13 protein-coding genes and 1 pseudogene are annotated in these 17,441 nt (G+C 37.4%); 12 read left to right on the forward strand and 2 right to left on the reverse strand.

All coding sequences use genetic code 11. From position 1 onward, the window contains the following. The first annotated feature begins 243 nt into the window (after positions 1 to 243). The 5 genes and pseudogenes from BRLA_RS04170 (at position 244) to BRLA_RS04185 (ending at position 5,589) form a co-directional block, all read left to right on the forward strand. Positions 244 to 1,692, forward strand: coding sequence for a BglG family transcription antiterminator (locus BRLA_RS04170; protein ID WP_003335310.1), 1,449 nt, complete (start codon positions 244 to 246; stop codon positions 1,690 to 1,692). A gap of 303 nt (positions 1,693 to 1,995) precedes the next feature. Beyond that, positions 1,996 to 3,051 carry an HD-GYP domain-containing protein gene (locus BRLA_RS04175; RefSeq protein ID WP_003335309.1) on the forward strand — a complete coding sequence of 352 codons (1,056 nt, stop codon included), beginning with the start codon at positions 1,996 to 1,998 and terminating at the stop codon, positions 3,049 to 3,051. 149 nt (positions 3,052 to 3,200) lie between these two features. After that, positions 3,201 to 4,562 carry an FAD-binding oxidoreductase gene (locus BRLA_RS04180; protein ID WP_003335308.1) on the forward strand — a complete coding sequence of 454 codons (1,362 nt, stop codon included), beginning with the start codon at positions 3,201 to 3,203 and terminating at the stop codon, positions 4,560 to 4,562. Between the two features lie 256 nt (positions 4,563 to 4,818). Then, positions 4,819 to 4,962, forward strand: a pseudogene (locus BRLA_RS22990) (DMT family transporter); the annotation flags it as partial. Positions 4,963 to 5,043: 81 nt separating this feature from the next. Beyond that, the gene (locus BRLA_RS04185; RefSeq protein ID WP_003335306.1) at positions 5,044 to 5,589 is read left to right on the forward strand and encodes a GNAT family N-acetyltransferase; all 546 of its coding nucleotides are present in this window, start codon (positions 5,044 to 5,046) and stop codon (positions 5,587 to 5,589) included. A 139-nt stretch (positions 5,590 to 5,728) separates the two neighbouring features. Here BRLA_RS04185 and BRLA_RS04190 read toward each other — a convergent pair whose 3' ends face one another. Next, positions 5,729 to 6,625 (reverse strand): LysR family transcriptional regulator, encoded by an 897-nt coding sequence (locus tag BRLA_RS04190; RefSeq protein ID WP_003335305.1) that lies wholly within the window; start codon positions 6,623 to 6,625, stop codon positions 5,729 to 5,731. Positions 6,626 to 6,774: 149 nt separating this feature from the next. Here BRLA_RS04190 and BRLA_RS04195 point away from each other — a divergent pair, with 149 nt between their 5' ends. The 4 genes from BRLA_RS04195 to BRLA_RS04210 all read left to right on the forward strand — a co-directional run bounded on the left by BRLA_RS04195 (position 6,775) and on the right by BRLA_RS04210 (position 11,510). Continuing rightward, positions 6,775 to 7,434, forward strand: coding sequence for a DJ-1/PfpI family protein (locus tag BRLA_RS04195; protein ID WP_003335304.1), 660 nt, complete (start codon positions 6,775 to 6,777; stop codon positions 7,432 to 7,434). Positions 7,435 to 7,758: 324 nt separating this feature from the next. Then, positions 7,759 to 9,051 carry a helix-turn-helix domain-containing protein gene (locus BRLA_RS04200; protein ID WP_003335303.1) on the forward strand — a complete coding sequence of 431 codons (1,293 nt, stop codon included), beginning with the start codon at positions 7,759 to 7,761 and terminating at the stop codon, positions 9,049 to 9,051. 700 nt (positions 9,052 to 9,751) lie between these two features. After that, positions 9,752 to 10,279, forward strand: coding sequence for a hypothetical protein (locus tag BRLA_RS04205; protein ID WP_003335301.1), 528 nt, complete (start codon positions 9,752 to 9,754; stop codon positions 10,277 to 10,279). Positions 10,280 to 10,451: 172 nt separating this feature from the next. After that, a complete protein-coding gene (locus BRLA_RS04210) occupies positions 10,452 to 11,510 on the forward strand; it encodes a hypothetical protein (protein ID WP_003335300.1) in 1,059 nt (352 codons plus the stop codon). Positions 11,511 to 11,886: 376 nt separating this feature from the next. Here the strand turns inward: BRLA_RS04210 and BRLA_RS04215 are convergent, their stop codons facing one another. After that, positions 11,887 to 14,460, reverse strand: a complete 2,574-nt coding sequence (locus BRLA_RS04215; RefSeq protein ID WP_003335299.1) for a glycosyl hydrolase family 18 protein — start codon at positions 14,458 to 14,460, stop codon at positions 11,887 to 11,889. Between the two features lie 402 nt (positions 14,461 to 14,862). Here BRLA_RS04215 and BRLA_RS04220 point away from each other — a divergent pair, with 402 nt between their 5' ends. The 3 genes from BRLA_RS04220 to BRLA_RS04230 all read left to right on the forward strand — a co-directional run bounded on the left by BRLA_RS04220 (position 14,863) and on the right by BRLA_RS04230 (position 16,939). Next, entirely contained in the window at positions 14,863 to 15,303 is a 441-nt protein-coding gene (locus BRLA_RS04220; RefSeq protein WP_003335298.1) for a PTS sugar transporter subunit IIA, read from the forward strand. A 44-nt stretch (positions 15,304 to 15,347) separates the two neighbouring features. Then, entirely contained in the window at positions 15,348 to 15,614 is a 267-nt protein-coding gene (locus BRLA_RS04225) for a PTS sugar transporter subunit IIB (protein ID WP_003335297.1), read from the forward strand. Positions 15,615 to 15,676: 62 nt separating this feature from the next. Beyond that, positions 15,677 to 16,939, forward strand: coding sequence for a PTS ascorbate transporter subunit IIC (locus BRLA_RS04230; protein WP_003335296.1), 1,263 nt, complete (start codon positions 15,677 to 15,679; stop codon positions 16,937 to 16,939). Positions 16,940 to 17,441 lie beyond the last annotated feature (502 nt).

The raw sequence follows: 17,441 nt of genomic DNA on the forward strand, positions 1-17,441 counted from the left end.
AGATCTGTCATTTATGTTAATGTGAAGATAGGAAAAGCCTTTTATTCCTGGTTTTGCCAACAGGAGTAAAGGGCTTTTTCCTATATAATGATTTAGTTAGATATAAGTGAAACCTTTTCTCATTTATTCTGTATTAATTAGTATGAAGTTACTATGTACCGCCAAAGATGAGAGAGTATATTTGCATGATTGGTAGAAGCTATTTTTACCATAAGAAAGGAGTCCCTTTAGGGATAGATGGACATGAGAAAAGAAAGATATCGCCAAATTCAAATTATGAAGCTCCTCGGTGGAGAAAATAGATGGTTTACAGTTCAGGAGTTATCAGAAAAAATAGGTTGCTCATATAAGACTGTTGCCAAGGAAATTTCCATATTGAAGGATTTTTTGCCGCCTGGCTGGGAGATTAGTTCTATAAAAGGGAAGGGAGTCCAATTATTTTTACCGGAAAGCTCCTCTGTAAATGAAGTGATATCTTTATTTGTAAGAGATTCGTTTACTTTTCAAGTATTTCAGCAATTGCTTGAAGGAAATTGTAAAACCATTTCCCAATTAGCCGAACATTTATTTATCCAAGGACCTTCTCTTCAAAACGTTCTAAGAAGGGTAGGAAAACATTTAAAGACCTATAAATTACAGCTTCAAAGAAATCCCCTCCAAATTGTGGGGAATGAACTTCAAATCATCATGATGTTTTTTGAACTATATACTAGCTCTTATACCAATAAAGAATGGCCGTTTACAGAATACGAGGAAGTATGCATGCGGTACTTAGACGAGATTGAAGAGAGATTAGGCATTACTTTTGATGTATACGATAGGCACAAGCTCTCCTATTTTTTAGCGATTGTATTAAAAAGAAACAAACAAGGCTATCAAATCAATTTAGACAATCCCATTTCTCACTATAATATTGAGACACCTTATTACCATACAATATCCACGATACTCGATCAGTTAACCTCAGAGTATAATATCTCTTTAACAACAGAGGACAAAATCATTATGACGATTGTTATTAAGGCTTCTAAGCATGTGTATAAGGATGTCGGCAAAGTAAAAAGGGAAGCACTTCAATATTTTCATGAAGGAAAAATACAAGTATTCATATATATGAAAGATTTCATTCATATGCTTGAAAATAAAATCAACAAGCCATTGATTCATGATGAGGAATTTGTTTTTACCTTAATCGATTACTTTAAGCGAACCATGTATACCCTAAAGTATTTCTCTACGATAAAAGTAAAGGAAAAATCTATTACCAAATATATTAGAGAAAAGCACCGTAAAACGTTTTTACAGGTGCAAGAAATATATAATGAATGGGCAAAAAAATACGGGATGGCAGATCATATCATTGATGATGAAATTGCTAATGTCACCATGCAAATAGAAGCTATGATTTCATTTAAGCCTAGATCTAAAAAGGCTCTTATTATATCTGGTGATGGGACAAGCTGGAAACGATATATGGAGGCTATTTTAAGAGAAAGGTTTGGCGAGAAATTACAAATATTAGATCAGTATTTGTATGATATAACAGAGGAACAAATCAAAACGCTAGGTATAGATATAATCATTACGACTATTCCTATTGATATACAATCCATTCCGGTTATTCGTGTTCAATCCATTTTATCTCAACGTAACCTTCATACCCTTCAGCAGTTTATTAACGACGATAAATAATATACCTGTGAATGTGAAAAAGACGTTTACTCTTTCAATCATAATGAGAGAGAACGTCTTTTTTTCTGTGAGAGTCCATGAGTAGAGGTCTAAAACGCATAAAAATGGATGGCCTTGCATACAGGAAAGGCATCATCAAAATGAATAGTGAGAGATGACATGATCAAGGAAGAAAAAAATTACCTTTAGTAACGGTAATTAATGCACTTGATAGGAAAATCAATTCATATGTAATATATGTATTACGACTTAGGTATAAAGTCTTATGCAATGTCAGCTTTTAGGGAGGATTTATAAATATACATGCAGTTACTTTCTCAAAATCACAGTGGTTCTGGTATGAGGCTTTCAAGCGATATTTATAGTAGCAATCGCTCGATTTCGACGGACAATGGAGGAACTTTCACTCAAAGTTTGTTTGGACACAATTCCATCCATGTTCAACATAAAAATATAGCGGATACTCCTGCTAAGGATGTTATATCTGGACAAGCAAGGAAGGAAGCCATAGATTTTGTGCATACCACATTGGATAATTCCTACTCTAAAGCTATCGCAGGAGAACAAATGGGCTCCAGCGCTCAGGAGATGCTGGCAGATTTAATTTATACATGCAAGAATAACTCAATGATCATGGACTTACTAGGAAGGATTTGTGTTTTTGATAAAAGCATATTTGTTCATTCCTTTCATGTAATGATTTATAGTGTATTAGTTGGATTGAGAATGGGCTTGAATAAGCAGCAAATCACAGATTTAGGCTTAGGGGCGCTTTTACATGATGTAGGGAAATTGATGATCCCAACTCAGATCATTCAGAAGCCGGATTCACTAACGAATGAAGAATATGACATAATGAAGACGCATGCAAGCAAAGGATTTGCTTTGTTGAGACGACTGCCAGCAATTCCAGAGATCGTTGCACAATGCGCTTATCAGCATCACGAACGTATGGATGGAAATGGGTATCCACATAACTTGCAGGAAAAAGATATTCATTTATTTGCGAAAATCATTGGAGTGTGTGACGTCTTCGAAGCTTTAACGAGCCAGCGTGTATATCGAAAGCCGATGCTACCGCACGATGCCATGGAATTTTTATTTGCAGGCTCAGGCACCCAATTTTGCCAGAAGGTATTGCAAGCGTTCCGTAATTCCATCTATTTATATCCTGTGGGCATGTTTGTAACGTTAAGCTCAGGCTATTCAGGTGTCGTTGTGAAAAATAATCCGGGTATGCCTTCACGACCTATTGTTCGTCTTTTAGAAAATAAAGCACATGTTTCATTACCTTCATTTGAAATAGATTTGTCGAGCGAATTGAATTTGGTGATTTCCGATTGCAAAGCGATCGGATAAGAATGGAATAAGAAAACTACATAAATCCATGTAATGAACTATCTATAGGAAGGAATGTTTCGAAATTTATAACTGAAACATTCCTTCCTCTCTTATAATAGAACTAACATCTGGTGCTACTTGTCAAAAGTAATTTAGGAGGAATTCAAATGAATGACCTAAATGATTTACGGCAGTTATTTCGAGATGATCAGGTTTCTATAAGTGAGAGTGTTTTAGAGCTACATAGCAAAGATGAATCTTATCACACCCCTGTTTTACCTGATGTAGTGGTGTTTCCTGAATCAAGGGAAGATGTATCACGTCTGCTTGCTTTTGCTAACGACCGTGAGCTAACTGTGGTTCCATTTGGTAGCGGAAGCAGTTTAGAAGGACATGTGATTCCTGTGAAGAAAGGAATATCCTTAGATTTTCAACGAATGAATCGAATTCTGGAGATCCGGCCAGATGATTTGTTGATACGTGTCCAACCAGGAATAACTAGGACCCAAGTAAATAAAGAACTGAAAAAATACGGCTTGTTTTTTTCTGTTGATCCAGGGGCAGATGCTACGCTTGGTGGAATGGCCGCGACAAATGCTAGTGGTACTACTGCTGTCCGATATGGTGTTATGCGTGATCAGGTGCGTGACCTAGAAGTCGTATTAGCTGATGGAAGCATTATTCATACCGGTGGTTTAGCAGCTAAATCATCATCTGGATACCATCTAAATGGTCTGTTCGTTGGTTCTGAAGGGACATTGGGTGTATTTACTGAGCTGACCTTACGCGTGTACGGTATTCCTGAGGAAATGATGGCCGTTCGAGCTACATTTCCTGATGTGGAAAGTGCTGTTCAGACAGCGGTGACTATTCTTTCTGTAGGAATTCCTGTTGCTAAAATGGAGCTGGTAGACGAATTATCCATTCAAAAAATGAATCGCCATAAAAATACCTCATACGAAGTGACGCCCACCTTATTTCTTGAGTTCCATGGAAATACAGCAGGATTGATGCAGGATGCACAATTTGCTAGAGAATTAGCGTTAGAGAAAGGCTGCCTGCATTTTCAGCAGGAGATAGATTCAAAGGCCCGGGCGCAATTATGGGAGGCTAGGCATCATTTGTACTATGCTTTTGCTCATTCCGTACCAGGAAAGCGTGTTATGACGACGGATGTATGTGTGCCGTTATCCGAACTGGCTGGTGCAGTACGTAATGCACAACAAGTCGTGCAAGAATTAAATTTTGAGGGCGGAGTGGTTGGACATATTGGTGATGGTAATTACCATACGCTACTCTTATTAAATCCACTTGATTCCGAAGAGCTTGCCCGTGCAGAAGCGGCGAATACCCGTATAGTTGAATATGCCTTAGCACGCGGTGGTACATGTACGGGAGAGCACGGTGTAGGGCTGGGGAAACGAAAATACCAGCAAACAGAGCATGGCGAAGCATTTCATTCCATGTTAGCTGTAAAAAAAGCCTTTGATCCTAAAGGAATATTAAACCCAGGAAAAATTTTCAGCTAGCAACCAACTACGGAGTGATACTGGTAGGACCTCTGGTGGCATGTGCTGTTTATCGTTCGAATACGTGAAGGACTCATCTCGATTTTCTTTGAGAGGAGTCCTATTTTTTTGCTGTGAAGAGTTACCATAGCTATAAGCCCTAGATGGAATCCTCCCCCCTATGCGCAATAACCGCAAGCTGTGAGGGACATATGTCCTTCCCAAAAAATACGGATTATCATTTAATAATAGAGAATCGGATTGGGGGAGAGAGAAAATGAGAGGGAGCCTATTCGCATTTTTAGGCGGGGCTTGTATTACCTTGCAAGGAGTCGCGAATTCTAGGATAAGTCGAGATATTGGAACTTGGCAAACGGCGACTATCACCCAATTAACTGGATTTGTTCTAGCTTTGTGGATAGCTGATTATTCGCAAGTATGGTGACATATGATAGACTAAGCTTATAAATATTTACCATATCGAATACGAATGGAGCATATCATGATCATTAACAAACAAGAATTTGATATAAAAGGGCTAAGCTATACGATTCGATCTGCAACCGAAACAGATGCGAAAGCTTTGTCTAAGCTTAGATTACAGATAGATGGGGAGACTGAAAATTTAGACAGGGAAAAAGGGGAGGCGTTCATTGATCCATTAGGTTTTGAACAATTAATTAAAGCAGATACTGAAAATAAAAGAAACTTATTTTTAGTTGCGGTCGTTCATGATCAGATCGTCGGGTTTTCCAGATGCGAAGGAAATCAGTTGAAAAGATTCTCACATAAAATAGAATTTGGTGTGTGCGTTTTAAAGGAGTTTTGGGGATTTGCCATAGGCAAAAATCTGTTAAAAGAATCTATTGCTTGGGCTGACTCGAATGATATTAAAAAAATTACATTGAATGTTTTAGAAACGAATGATAAAGCCATTGCCCTTTATAGAAAGCTTGGCTTTGAAATAGAAGGCATACTAAAAAAAGACAAAATCCTGTCTGACGGTAAATATTATAACACCATTATCATGGGGAGATGCCATGAATAAGAACAAGCTAAAATTGCTAGGTACACTAATTTACTTCAGTCAGTCGTAATAGAGTGCATAACCAGTCGGAGCTACTGGAGGCACTCTATTTTTTATCCCCTCATTTGTATATCTTTGTATCATACTTACGTTAGACGGCCTACTGTTCTATCGAAAAATGCTCAACGACTTGGGACTTAAATAATTTAGCAGGAAAATGTAGCTCTCTATCCTTATGGACAATAAGCCCGTGTGTTGAGTAAATGGGCGGGCATAGTGGTAGCGTTTGGAACTCTTTTTCTTCTAGTTCTTTTTTTACGCATATTTCTGGAAGTAATGCAAAGCCAATGCCACATTTCACAGCTTGCTTAATCATTTCTATGCTTGGAAACTCTAATGCACTATTTCCCTCAATTCCAGCCTCCTGCAAAATCCTACTAGCTTGAGTGTGGTATAGGCAACTAGTTCCAAAGCTTATTACGATTTCATCGTGTAACATATCCAATCCACTAGATTCAACTCTTTGCGCCAAGGCATCCGAGGCAATAAAAACAAGCTTTTCCTCTAAAAGTGGGTGGAAAATCAGATCATTGCGATTGGGATTTTGCGGAACAATGCCAAAATCTACAGCGTGATCTAAAACCCTCTTCAGAATATCCGGCTGAAATCCCGCTTCTAGTCTTACTTTTATCCGTGGATATTGATTCATAAATTGTTGGATAAAGGAGGACATACGTGTTAAGAAAAAGGATTCCTGCATACGAATATGTATCGTTCCCTGCGGTTGATCCAATTCGTTCATTGCATGCTCTAAGGACATACCTAAATGTATAAATTGATACGCAAATGTAGCAAGTCTAACACCCGCTTCTGTAGGTTTTACACCTCTGGATAATCGATGAAACAATTTTTGATTGCAGGCTTGCTCCAATAACTGAATATGACTAGTTACAGTAGATTGAACATAGCCTAATTTCTCAGCGGCTCGACTAAAGCTCTTTTCTTCTATTACTGCAATAAATGTCTGAAAGAACTTCCCTTCCAGTAATTCAATCATTGTATATCTACCTCCATGGTATCGGGAATCGAAATGGATCATATCGTAAACATTCATAAGTAAAATCGGTAATTCAATGATATAGTAACTCTCGTACAGAAGAAAGTACGATTTCAAAAGCAGGACGATCCAAAAGGAGGAAACAAAACATGAACAAAAAACAAGGATTTAGATTAGGCGTGTACATTTTTAAAGACGCAGAGGTTATTGATTACACAGCTCCCTACGGCGTATTTTCGGTAGCACGAAGATTTGACCCTGAATTGGATGTTTTTCTTGTAGCAGACGCGATGAAACCAATTCAAACGCAAGCGGGATTAACTGTACACCCCAACTACAGCTTCAATGACATGCCTGATTTGGATGCCTTTTTAATTCCTGGTGGCTTTGGTACCCGACAGGAAACGAATAATAAGCGACTACACCAATACATTCGATCTCTTCCTGAAACAGCTCTGCTTACAAGTGTATGTACAGGCTCATGGATTTACGGCAGAATGGGGCTTCTGGATGGTATCCCTGCAACAAATCGTAAAGAGCCAGATCATTTGGAGGCTACGGACATGGGCAAGGTACCAATCGATCGATTAGCTGAAATTGCACCAGCTTGCAAAATCAGTCGTGCTCGTATAGTTGATACTGGAAGAATGATAACCGCAGGCGGGATTGCTTCTGGTATGGAAATGGGCTTTCATTTGTTAAGAAGAGCAGGCTATGATGAAACCTTTATTTCTGAAGTAGCTCGCGTTATGGAGTATAAAGTAGCATATGACAACTACAAGGATGATATTGAATATTTTGAGTGTTAGGGTAATTAGGTTAGAGTAGAGAGTAAATTTTATTGCCAAAGTTCATCTGAATAATCTACAAGTAAAGTAATACCGAGTTTCCATTATGAAGCCACCAAGCATAAAAAGCGAGGTGGCTTTTATTTTTGATTATAAGAGGGGGAATTAATTTATAGCTTTCAAATCATTATGAAGAACAATTTTCTTTATAATTATTTACATTAATATACAAGTGAGTTATTATTATCTAAATATGTGAAGATACGTATATGATTATTAATATGACAACTGAAGTAATAAATAATTCTATATTGTTAATCCAAATAGGTGAAGGCAGGGGTATAAATGGGGGGAAATCAAACTTTACATTATACATCTCTGGGGGAACTAATAAAAATGAAACGAGAAGACATGGAAATAAGTTTATCTGAGTTGGGAAGATTATCGGGAGTTCACAAAAGTGCTTTGGCGAGAATTGAAAATGGTGAAACCAAGCAACCTAAATTACAAACAATCAAGGCTATAGCCGACGTTCTAGAACTTCCTTATAAAGAAATTGTTGAACATTATATTAAAATAGAACAACGTGCCGAGGTTTTACAGGAACTAATTTTAGAAGCGATTGAGGTTTCTCAGTTTCAATTAATCCCTAATGTGGCTCAAAAAGTGCTTGCATCTCCCAATGAGGATACATATATATCATTAGAGCGTCTGTATAATTTTGTTGACACTATTTTAAACAACGAAATTAAGCTATTACTTTATGGTGAAATAATCACATATGCCAGGCAACATGGAGTACCAAAGTATATAGCTAAAGGATTATTGCAAAAATATTTGATTGAGAGAGAGGATTTTAAGAGACTTGAAGAGTCATATAAAGATGGAGAAGAAATAGCTTACTATGTTGACTTTTTATCCCTTGACGAACAAATAACTTTTTATTATCGTATGGCACTTCACGCACATAACATTAAAAAGTATGAAAAGTGTATTAAATTTGGTCAAATGGGGATGGAAAAAGACAAAACAAAAAATGATCTTAAAGAAAGTGTAGCATTGGCAATGTGTAATTCTTATGTAGAACTCGAAGACCATGTCAGTCTTCATTTACATTTAGATGAATGTGAAAAAAAGAAATATCATTTCATTATTAGATGTATAAACTATTATCGAGCCATAATTCTTTCACAAAGAGGTGATTATGAAAAAGCTATTCCTTTATTGCAGGAATGTTTAGAAGAAGTTATAGGTATTAGACGCTTGTATCGATTAAACAGGCTGCTAGAAGCTCTATCTAAATCAAAAAATGTCGATCTAATCAGAAAACTAATACAGTCTGAGGAAAACGATTTTTCATTTAATCCAGTTACGCCACACCAATATGCTCAGGCAGGTATGTACTATAAATTTAAAGGAACTTTTCTTATTGAAAATGGGCAATTCGATTTAGGTATAGAACAACTTCTTCAAAGTATATCCTATTATGCTATGATAGGTTCGTATAAGGATATTATTGAATGTTCCAAGGAGATTTTTTATTACCACGCATTCTTCAAAAAACAAACTAAATTTGAAATTGCAGGAAAATTGAACGAATTGTATAATGAAGTTACCATGGGAGAAAAGAGGGAATAATGATGAAGAAAATTGTAATTTCTACTATTATCTTTTCAACCTTCTTATCACTTACATTTATTGTTTATGATAAATTTATGGGAGTTTACTCAGAAAAGTATTCCGCTTCCAAAGTTTATAACGAAGACCCAGGGCATTAATCAACTTAAACCTTTTTAGGAAAAAACGCTATGGATTTAGCGTTTTTTTGTTGTTAATGATTTTACAGCTAGTTTTCAGATATTCTACGATAAATAGAGTTTTTAGCTAAAAGAGGATTCTGTATGTCTCTAATACGAGAAGTTTATAGATAGAAAATAATAAATGAGGCAAGAAGGGCGTTTCTTGAGAGATTATGAAAAATAGTTTCGACATTAAATGTAATATATTGTCGATAATTTTATAGTGTCGCAAATGTAAAAATTTTGAAGATTTCTAGCGACGGCTGATATACTTATAGTAAGCATTTTGAAAGGGGGAATTGTTATAAGAAATTTTATTCTTAAATAGGGACGTTCTTCAAGTAATAGATAAGCCTGAACGTCCCATTCAACATGAGTAATAGGCTAATATTACTCATACTAATTTTACCATTTTTGAAGTAGTGGCGAAAGTACAATGTCACAGGAAAAAATACTTAATGCAATGGTTCTAAAAGGTTTAGCTTAACTATTAATGGTTATGGGTGAAAGGGATAAAATAAATTTTTGGGAGGATTAACATGAAAAGGATTATGACAGTCTTAAGTCTTTCTGCTTTGCTCGTGATCCCTACTACGGGTGGAAATGTTCTAGCATCAGAATCAAATGAACTATCTTTAGAAAGAAATGTGACTGAAAACTATGAAGTTGATTTCGAAAAATGGCCTACTAGTGATTTATCTAGTGAAATTGAATTGTCAGTAAACGTTTATACAAATAGTTTTAGTAGTCAAGGGTTTGACTTTAAAAGTCTTGCCACAGGAAAAACAAAACTATCATCCTCTGACAGTGAAGTAAAATCAACGGGGAAAACTAAAGGTAAAACTTTAAGTACAGTTGTTTCAGCAACAACAGGTTTATTTAAAGATGGTGAAAGCTTAGGGGAAAGTGATAAAGCGATTGCAATAGGTAAGTTGACTGCAACAGCTGAGAAAAGTTATTTCTCAAATAAGTGGAAAAAGAACAAGTTTGAAGGTGTAACTGTTCACACTGCAACTTATGATGGAGTTTTATACGATGATGCTACCGCAGATAAATTTGTAAAATAAATAGTAGCAAAAAAGGTATGATTTTATCATACCTTTTTAACATTTAATTGAAAATGAAGTGATAATATAATATTCTAAGCGCTAGAAAGTACCACTAATAATGGTTGGTGACGTTTAGAAAAACTTCTATGTAAGTTAAATAACTTTTTGAAATGGGAGGTATTCTGTACGAATGAAAATAAAGAATTATTGGATGCTCCTATCGTTAGTGTTAATGTTAAATTTGATGCTTACAGCTTGCTCAAATGAAGGGTATTTACATGTTAAATATAAACAAGATGATATTTTGGTTATTCAGGGTGAAAAATTTTCCAAAAGTGAACATACTTTACTACATAATAGCCCTGTTGAATCCGCTTCTTTTACTACTGCAACGGGGTTTGTTCCAGATGAAAGATGGAAAAGTCAAATAAAGGTACAGGATGAAAAATATACGTTTCTTGATATACATTCATCTAATGTAATAACAGGTATATTTATTCTTGATAATAATTCAAAAAAAGATATTAGATACAGGCTACTTGCTTATCAGGGGAACATAAACATACCAATTAATATTGATGGTTATGATAAAAAAATTGGAATTGAAGTAACGGTAAAGAGCAATACCACAGTAAAGCTACCTGTATCGATTCCATTTTCAACAACAGGCGATAAGGAACTAACTATTTTTCCAATAACTATTTCTAATCAATTAGAAAGATATAACGGTGGAAATCTTGGCTTAGTGCGATTTTTTGTCTCAAATGGAATGGATACTCAAATAACGAAAGAGATAATTGCTAAACAAGAATTCTCGTTACCTGAAAATTATGACACACGAAATATTTCTTTACTCCCTACGTTATCCTGGATGGGGGATAAGTTCGCTGAACCGAAATACATGAATAGGAATAATAAGCGATACACTACAAAGAAAGTGAAAGGGTTACAAGTAAAGCCATTACCATATGATACAAAGCTCGATATAATTTGGGCAGACGAATTTGGGAATACTAGCCTACTTGCAAAAGATGTTCCTGTAACTAAAAATCAAGCTACCTCCATTAATATAGAAGATCAGATATTATCGGACATCTATAAAAACGAACAACGTCAATTTTTATTTGTTTTTGCTAACAGGAATGAAGAAATCTTGGCTGATGCGCTTGCCCTTGATCAATTAAAAAAACCTTATATGACTACCTTTCAAGGGATCATTGAGATATATCCAATTATAGAGAAAAACTAGCCTACTAGGTGGAAAGTCTATAATTTTTCTTCTGAGACGAAAAGGAAATTTTGAAACATCCTTTGAAACATCCAATGAAGCTTAATGGAAGTTGTTAGAGGAAAAATGGAGCCTGAGTACAGTTAAAAGAATCATAAAGCAATGTCCCAACAGCGCAATAAGGCAATGCTGGGACATGCTTGCAGCTCGGTTTTCTCTACCTTTCATAAGGAAAGATTTTATGGCTTGTTAACAAAAATATGAGTTAGGAATAAAAAAATGCCGGTAATCCATACAGGGATACCGGCTGTTGGTTTTATGGACGCCAATTCAGATTAAGCTCAAATAAACTCCTTTATTTCCAAACGTAGTCATATCAGCCAAAGCACCCATGTCCTTACTTATCAGTAACCGCATATTTTTTGCCGTCAATTGTAATGGTATAATTTGTAGGACCGCTGATAGGCACGTAATAAACGATGCTCACATCTATGCTTTGTCCAGGCGCTACTGATTTCCAAGTAGGAATGGTGACTGCCACACGGTGAAAATTACCCTTTAATCCACCGACGTTTGGCCCCGTATGACCAGCAGAGATTAGTTTTACACTATCCCCGCCATAGCTACTAAATTGGGCTGAGGTAGAAGTAGGAACATCGAACTCAATGACGGAGCCGCCTGTGATAGTTAGATTACTGTTATTGGTTATTTTTAGCGTAGGATTGATTGGATAGTTTTGATCTCCTAGTTGAAAGCCAGTGACTTCTATTTTTAGGGCTAGTTTATCGGCTGGTAGCGGGGTTTTACTATTTGAAGCATCATATGGGGTTGCTATTAAAAATTTACTATGCATCAATTTGGTTAAAGTAGAACCCATGTGGTATTCTCCTTTACCGTCATTGCGATCCTTGTACCAGTCGTAGTCACCTGCCAATTCCCAAATCATAATGCCGCCAATCCCATTTTTTATAACATAATCTGCTTTGGCGCCGATAGATTGTTCATCCTCAGTAGATAGAAAAACTTTCTTCTCAGCATTCCAAAGCCATGGGGCAACAAGAGTAGAATCATAGTTACGCTTATAGGTACCAGTCAACACTGGATTTACAATCCCATGATCCTTCAAATAGGAGCCAGCAATGCCCTTTTCGAGATTTTTGGCATGCCACATTGGATTTGAGCCTGCCCCTTCCTCTTTGCCATTCTCATCTTTATCATGCCAGATGTTATCAATACCTGTGGCGCCATCCCCGCAAGCGGTTAGTCCAGTTGGGCAATTTTTACCCACAGCTTTTCCCCATAGCCCATCTGTTCCTCCCACAACATTTTGAAAGCCACGAGTATAATAGGGCACACCGATGTTGATTCGTCCTGCCTGCATCATCCCACGCATGTAATGGTAAGCCCAATCTGTATTGAGGTAGCCAATGCCGCCATATTGAGGCGTGTTATAAATGTTGTATTTAATTAACTCTCCATCCTTGCCATCATCAAATAATGCAGCATTAGGACCAACGAATTCATTCCAAGCCCCGTGAAGATCATAGGACATCACATTCACATAGTCGAGATACTTCAAAGCTTGGAAAGACTCCATTCCACGCAACAAATAGGCAGAAGAAGGTGAGGCTATGGTTAGCATGTAATATTTACCGTCCTCAGCAGATGCTTGATCCAGCTTGACTCGCAAGGTTTTTAACAAGGCGTTATAGCCTGTCATTAGTCCTTTTAAGCGAGGAGTGGAAAATTGCCAATCTAATGGATTGCCGGCTTGATTCATTGTAGTTGGGTATTCGTAGTCGATGTCGATTCCTTCAAAATTATATTTGCGTAAAAAATCAACAGCAGAGGTAGCGAATGTGTCAATTGCAGCTTGATTGACGGAGCCATCTGCATTAGTCGTCATCGTGTAAAAGCCTCCAGAAGCAATTCGCTTGCCATTCTCATCAATATATCCTCCTGATTCAGCCCATCCTCCAACGGAAATAAGGGTTTTTACACCAGGATTTTTTTTCTTCCACTGTGTTAGCAGATTGAAGTGTCCTTTATATGGCAGGGATGGGTCCATTAGGGCATCGGGATACTCTGGCCAAGTTAAGCCTAGCGCTGGATTGGCTGGATCAGTGGGGGAACCAACAGATACGCGGTTATTACTGTCAACATGTGCAAAAGCGTAGTTGATATGTGTTAGGCTTTTCCACGGAATATCGGTGACTAAATATTTGGATTGTCCATTTTTCCCCGTTCTCCAGCTTGTAAAGTAGCCAATTATTCGTCGTTTAGAATCATTGGCTAGCTTTTCACGTCCATCCTGATCATATGCTTGGCAATAAGGAATGTTTTTTACGCCAGAATCATATAGACCTGCTGGACGGCAAGGGGTGGCTGGCTCAGGTGGTAAAGTGTCTGTATCTGTAGTGACTTTTAACGGTTGACTAGCCTCAGACTCCAAGCCTTGATTGTCTTTTGCTTTTACTGTAAATGTGTAAGTGGTATTGGGAGTCAGATTGGTGATCGTAGCATTGGTTTTTGTAACCGCTTGCAAATTATCGTTATAATAAACCGTATAGCCTATCACTTGCTTATCATCGGTAGAAGCAGCCCATGTGAGAGAAACACTTGTGGAGGTTTTTGCTGTTACAGCTAGATTGGTAGGTACCGTAGGAGGAGTATTAGAAGGATCAGGTGGATTAGTGGGATTAGTAGAGCAAACGCCAAGATCCTGCCACACATCACTGGTACCTAGCTCTTCACCCTGTGTCCACCATTTTGCTGTCCATTCATGACCCTTGTAGGAAGCTTGTTGTCCACTGGTGTAAATTGTTTTACTATCCCAGACAGCTGAGCAGATCGGCGAAGCAGAGACGCTAGCTGGTAGAATAGCTGGGAAAATACTTGCAAAAAGAACGAAGGCTAACAACAAGAAATTGAATTTTCTGACTGAATGAGCAGTAGGAATGTGTTGATACATCTTTCTCATCTCCTAACTTTCATTTTTTACTTAGGTCAGTTCATATCATTGTTGTTATATTAGATTGGTTCGTTTAAATATACAATAGTCTGAAATAAATGAAAAGTGTAATTTCGTGAAATGAAACAGTTTGCAAAAAGAAGGGAGGAAAGACCTGGGTATAGTTTCGTGCAATGATTTGTACAATTTCAGTCTAATTCTTGCACAAATGTATAACGAACATTTGGACTAAAACTTTCAACAGCTAGGCGATATAATAAAGCCATAAAGCGATTGATATAATTATAAAATATCTATAGAAAGCGCTAACATTAATTTTGTTAGTTAGGTGCAAAAGTGGTTCCAATAAGGATGAAGCACTAAGAAGCACTGGAACATGGGGAAGGAGGTTAAAGGATCACCATGCTACGTGAACTATTAACCAGAGACCGCATTCAAGTTATTGAGGAGGTTCCTACTTGGGAGGATGCGATACGTCTAGCTGCTCAACCGTTACTAGATGATGGGAGCATTCAAGACTCCTATATTCAGGCTATGATCCATAATGTGAAGGAGCTGGGGCCATATGTAGTGATTGCGCCAGACATTGCTATTCCTCATTCACGTCCTGAGAACGGCGTCAACAGAGTAGGCATGAGCTTTCTGAAATGTCATAAACCGGTCTCCTTTTCAGAAAAAGCAGAGCATCGGGTAAGATTGCTCTTTGTGCTCGCAGCTACGGATAATGACTCCCATTTAGGTGCACTATCTCAATTGACAGAAGTATTATCTGATCCAAATTCTTTACAAATCCTGTTAACAACAGATTCTATTGAAGAGATTCTTCAGCTTATTCAGGTTTAAAACAATCAGTAACTATAACAATGACATTTGAGGAGGAATTAAGTATGAAAAAGATTTTAGTTGTATGTGGAAACGGTCTAGGAAGTAGCTTCATTGTGGAAATGAACGTGAAAAAAATCTTAGGAGAGCTAGGCCTTGAAGCGGAGGTATCCCATACCGACTTGGCTTCTAGTAAAACAGAGAGAGCTGATCTGTATCTAGGCTCTAAAGATATCGTGGGTAATCTTGAAGATGGTTCACGTGTTGTTGAAGGCCTAACCAACATTCTGGATCAGAACGAAATTCGTGAAGTCCTGAAAAAACACTTCTAAAGCTAGAAGTGTTTGGATTCCTCTTTATGGCACCATGAAAAAGAAAAGTGGAGGGATTGTCCATGCTAGACTTTTTGATGAATGATATTTTAGGAACACCTGCAATCTTGGTCGGACTCTTCGCTTTATTCGGCTTGTTGCTCCAAAAGAAAAATATAGCTGATATCATCGCAGGCACTTTGAAAACCACTATGGGTTTTATTATTCTAGGTGGTGGAGCTAGTATTTTAATTGGCTCTTTGGATGCCTTTAGCAAAATATTCACAGAAGCCTTTCATATTAACGGGGTTATTCCCAATAACGAGGCGATTGTAGCCATTGCCCAACAAACATTTGGGAAAGAAACAGCGATGATCATGTTCTTTGGTATGGTAGCAAATATTTTGTTTGCCCGCTTCACTCCGTTTAAATATATCTTCTTAACGGGGCATCATACGCTGTTCATGGCTTGTCTGTTATCCGCAGTATTATCCACAGGTGGTTTTACAGGTGTACCATTAGTTATTATTGGATCAGTTTTATTGGGAGCTTTAATGGTTTTATCTCCAGCAATGACGCAACCATATACGCGTAAAGTAACTGGTTCGGACGATTTCGCCATGGGTCATTTCGGATCATTTGGATATCTAACAGCGGGCTTTATTGGGGCAAAGTTTGGTAATAAAGCAAAATCCACCGAGGATATTAAAGTTCCAAAATCTCTTGGCTTCCTGCGTGATACCTCGATTTCTATCTCTTTGACGATGGCGCTCTTGTATTTGATTATTGCACCATTTGCTGGACAAAGCTTTATCGAGAGCCAACTATCTAATGGTCAAAACTTCATTGTATATTCCTTTATTCAAGCAATCACTTTTGCAGCCGGTGTGTATATCGTGCTTGCTGGTGTACGTATGCTGATTGCAGAAATTATTCCTGCTTTTAAAGGGATTGCAGATAAAATTGTACCAAATGCAAAACCAGCTCTCGATTGCCCAACTATTTTCCCATTTGCACCAAACGCTGTGATTATTGGTTTCCTATCTAGTTTTGTGGCAGGCTTAATCGCCATGTTTATCCTGCCAGTGATTGGGCTCAAGGTTATTGTACCTGGTGTTGTTGGTCACTTCTTTACAGGTGCTGCGGCCGGTGTTTATGGAAATGCTACAGGTGGACGACGAGGTGCGATCATCGGTGCTTTTGTAAATGGACTATTGATCTCTCTCTTGCCAGCCCTATTATTACCTGTACTAGGTGGTCTAGGCTTTGAGGGTTCTACATTCGGCGACGCTGACTTTGGAATTGTAGGGATTATTCTTGGAAAAATGATTACCTTGTTTCAATAGATAAAATAGTAAACAAATAAGGAAGGCTAGTTTCGCTTTAGGTGAAACTAGCCTTTTTCATCGGGGAAAGCCCAAAATCCTACATATAAAATGTATATTGATTAGAGGAAGGTATTTTTTGGATGAAGTTTGCAAAATCTGAGTAAAATACGGGCATAAATGAAAGAGTGCAAAGGAAGAGAAATTGCTTTATTCACGGATGACGAAAGCGATTTTTTTGATCAAAAAAACCGAGTTTCTTCCTATTATAATAGGAAACTGTGCAAAGGCTATAAAATGGACCTGCAAATTGTGCAAAACCATCGTTCTTTTTGCAAATGAAAAATAGAAGTCAGCACGGGTTTGTGCAAGAAAAAAGTAGCTGTCAAGAAATGGACGAGATTTGTAAGAGCTTACCGTTGATTTGTAGAAGGATTATGTATATAATCAAAAACAATCACAAACAATTAAAAACGATCGAGTATTAATCACAAACGATCAATTGTGTGATTTTTACTAAAGG

The sequence above is a fragment of the Brevibacillus laterosporus LMG 15441 genome (assembly GCF_000219535.2).
Taxonomy (GTDB): Bacteria; Bacillota; Bacilli; order Brevibacillales; family Brevibacillaceae; genus Brevibacillus_B; species Brevibacillus_B halotolerans.

Bases quoted from the DNA above. Each gene is read 5' to 3' on its own strand.
- BRLA_RS04215 (WP_003335299.1), bottom strand. From the start codon at position 14,460: ATGTATCAACACATTCCTACTGCTCATTCAGTCAGAAAATTCAATTTC.
- BRLA_RS04190 (WP_003335305.1), bottom strand. From the start codon at position 6,625: ATGATTGAATTACTGGAAGGGAAGTTCTTTCAGACATTTATTGCAGTA.
- BRLA_RS04220 (WP_003335298.1), top strand. From the start codon at position 14,863: ATGCTACGTGAACTATTAACCAGAGACCGCATTCAAGTTATTGAGGAG.
- BRLA_RS04185 (WP_003335306.1), top strand. From the start codon at position 5,044: ATGATCATTAACAAACAAGAATTTGATATAAAAGGGCTAAGCTATACG.
- BRLA_RS04230 (WP_003335296.1), top strand. From the start codon at position 15,677: ATGCTAGACTTTTTGATGAATGATATTTTAGGAACACCTGCAATCTTG.
- BRLA_RS04175 (WP_003335309.1), top strand. From the start codon at position 1,996: ATGCAGTTACTTTCTCAAAATCACAGTGGTTCTGGTATGAGGCTTTCA.
- BRLA_RS04200 (WP_003335303.1), top strand. From the start codon at position 7,759: ATGGGGGGAAATCAAACTTTACATTATACATCTCTGGGGGAACTAATA.
- BRLA_RS04225 (WP_003335297.1), top strand. From the start codon at position 15,348: ATGAAAAAGATTTTAGTTGTATGTGGAAACGGTCTAGGAAGTAGCTTC.
- BRLA_RS04195 (WP_003335304.1), top strand. From the start codon at position 6,775: ATGAACAAAAAACAAGGATTTAGATTAGGCGTGTACATTTTTAAAGAC.
- BRLA_RS04205 (WP_003335301.1), top strand. From the start codon at position 9,752: ATGAAAAGGATTATGACAGTCTTAAGTCTTTCTGCTTTGCTCGTGATC.
- BRLA_RS04210 (WP_003335300.1), top strand. From the start codon at position 10,452: ATGAAAATAAAGAATTATTGGATGCTCCTATCGTTAGTGTTAATGTTA.
- BRLA_RS04170 (WP_003335310.1), top strand. From the start codon at position 244: ATGAGAAAAGAAAGATATCGCCAAATTCAAATTATGAAGCTCCTCGGT.
- BRLA_RS04180 (WP_003335308.1), top strand. From the start codon at position 3,201: ATGAATGACCTAAATGATTTACGGCAGTTATTTCGAGATGATCAGGTT.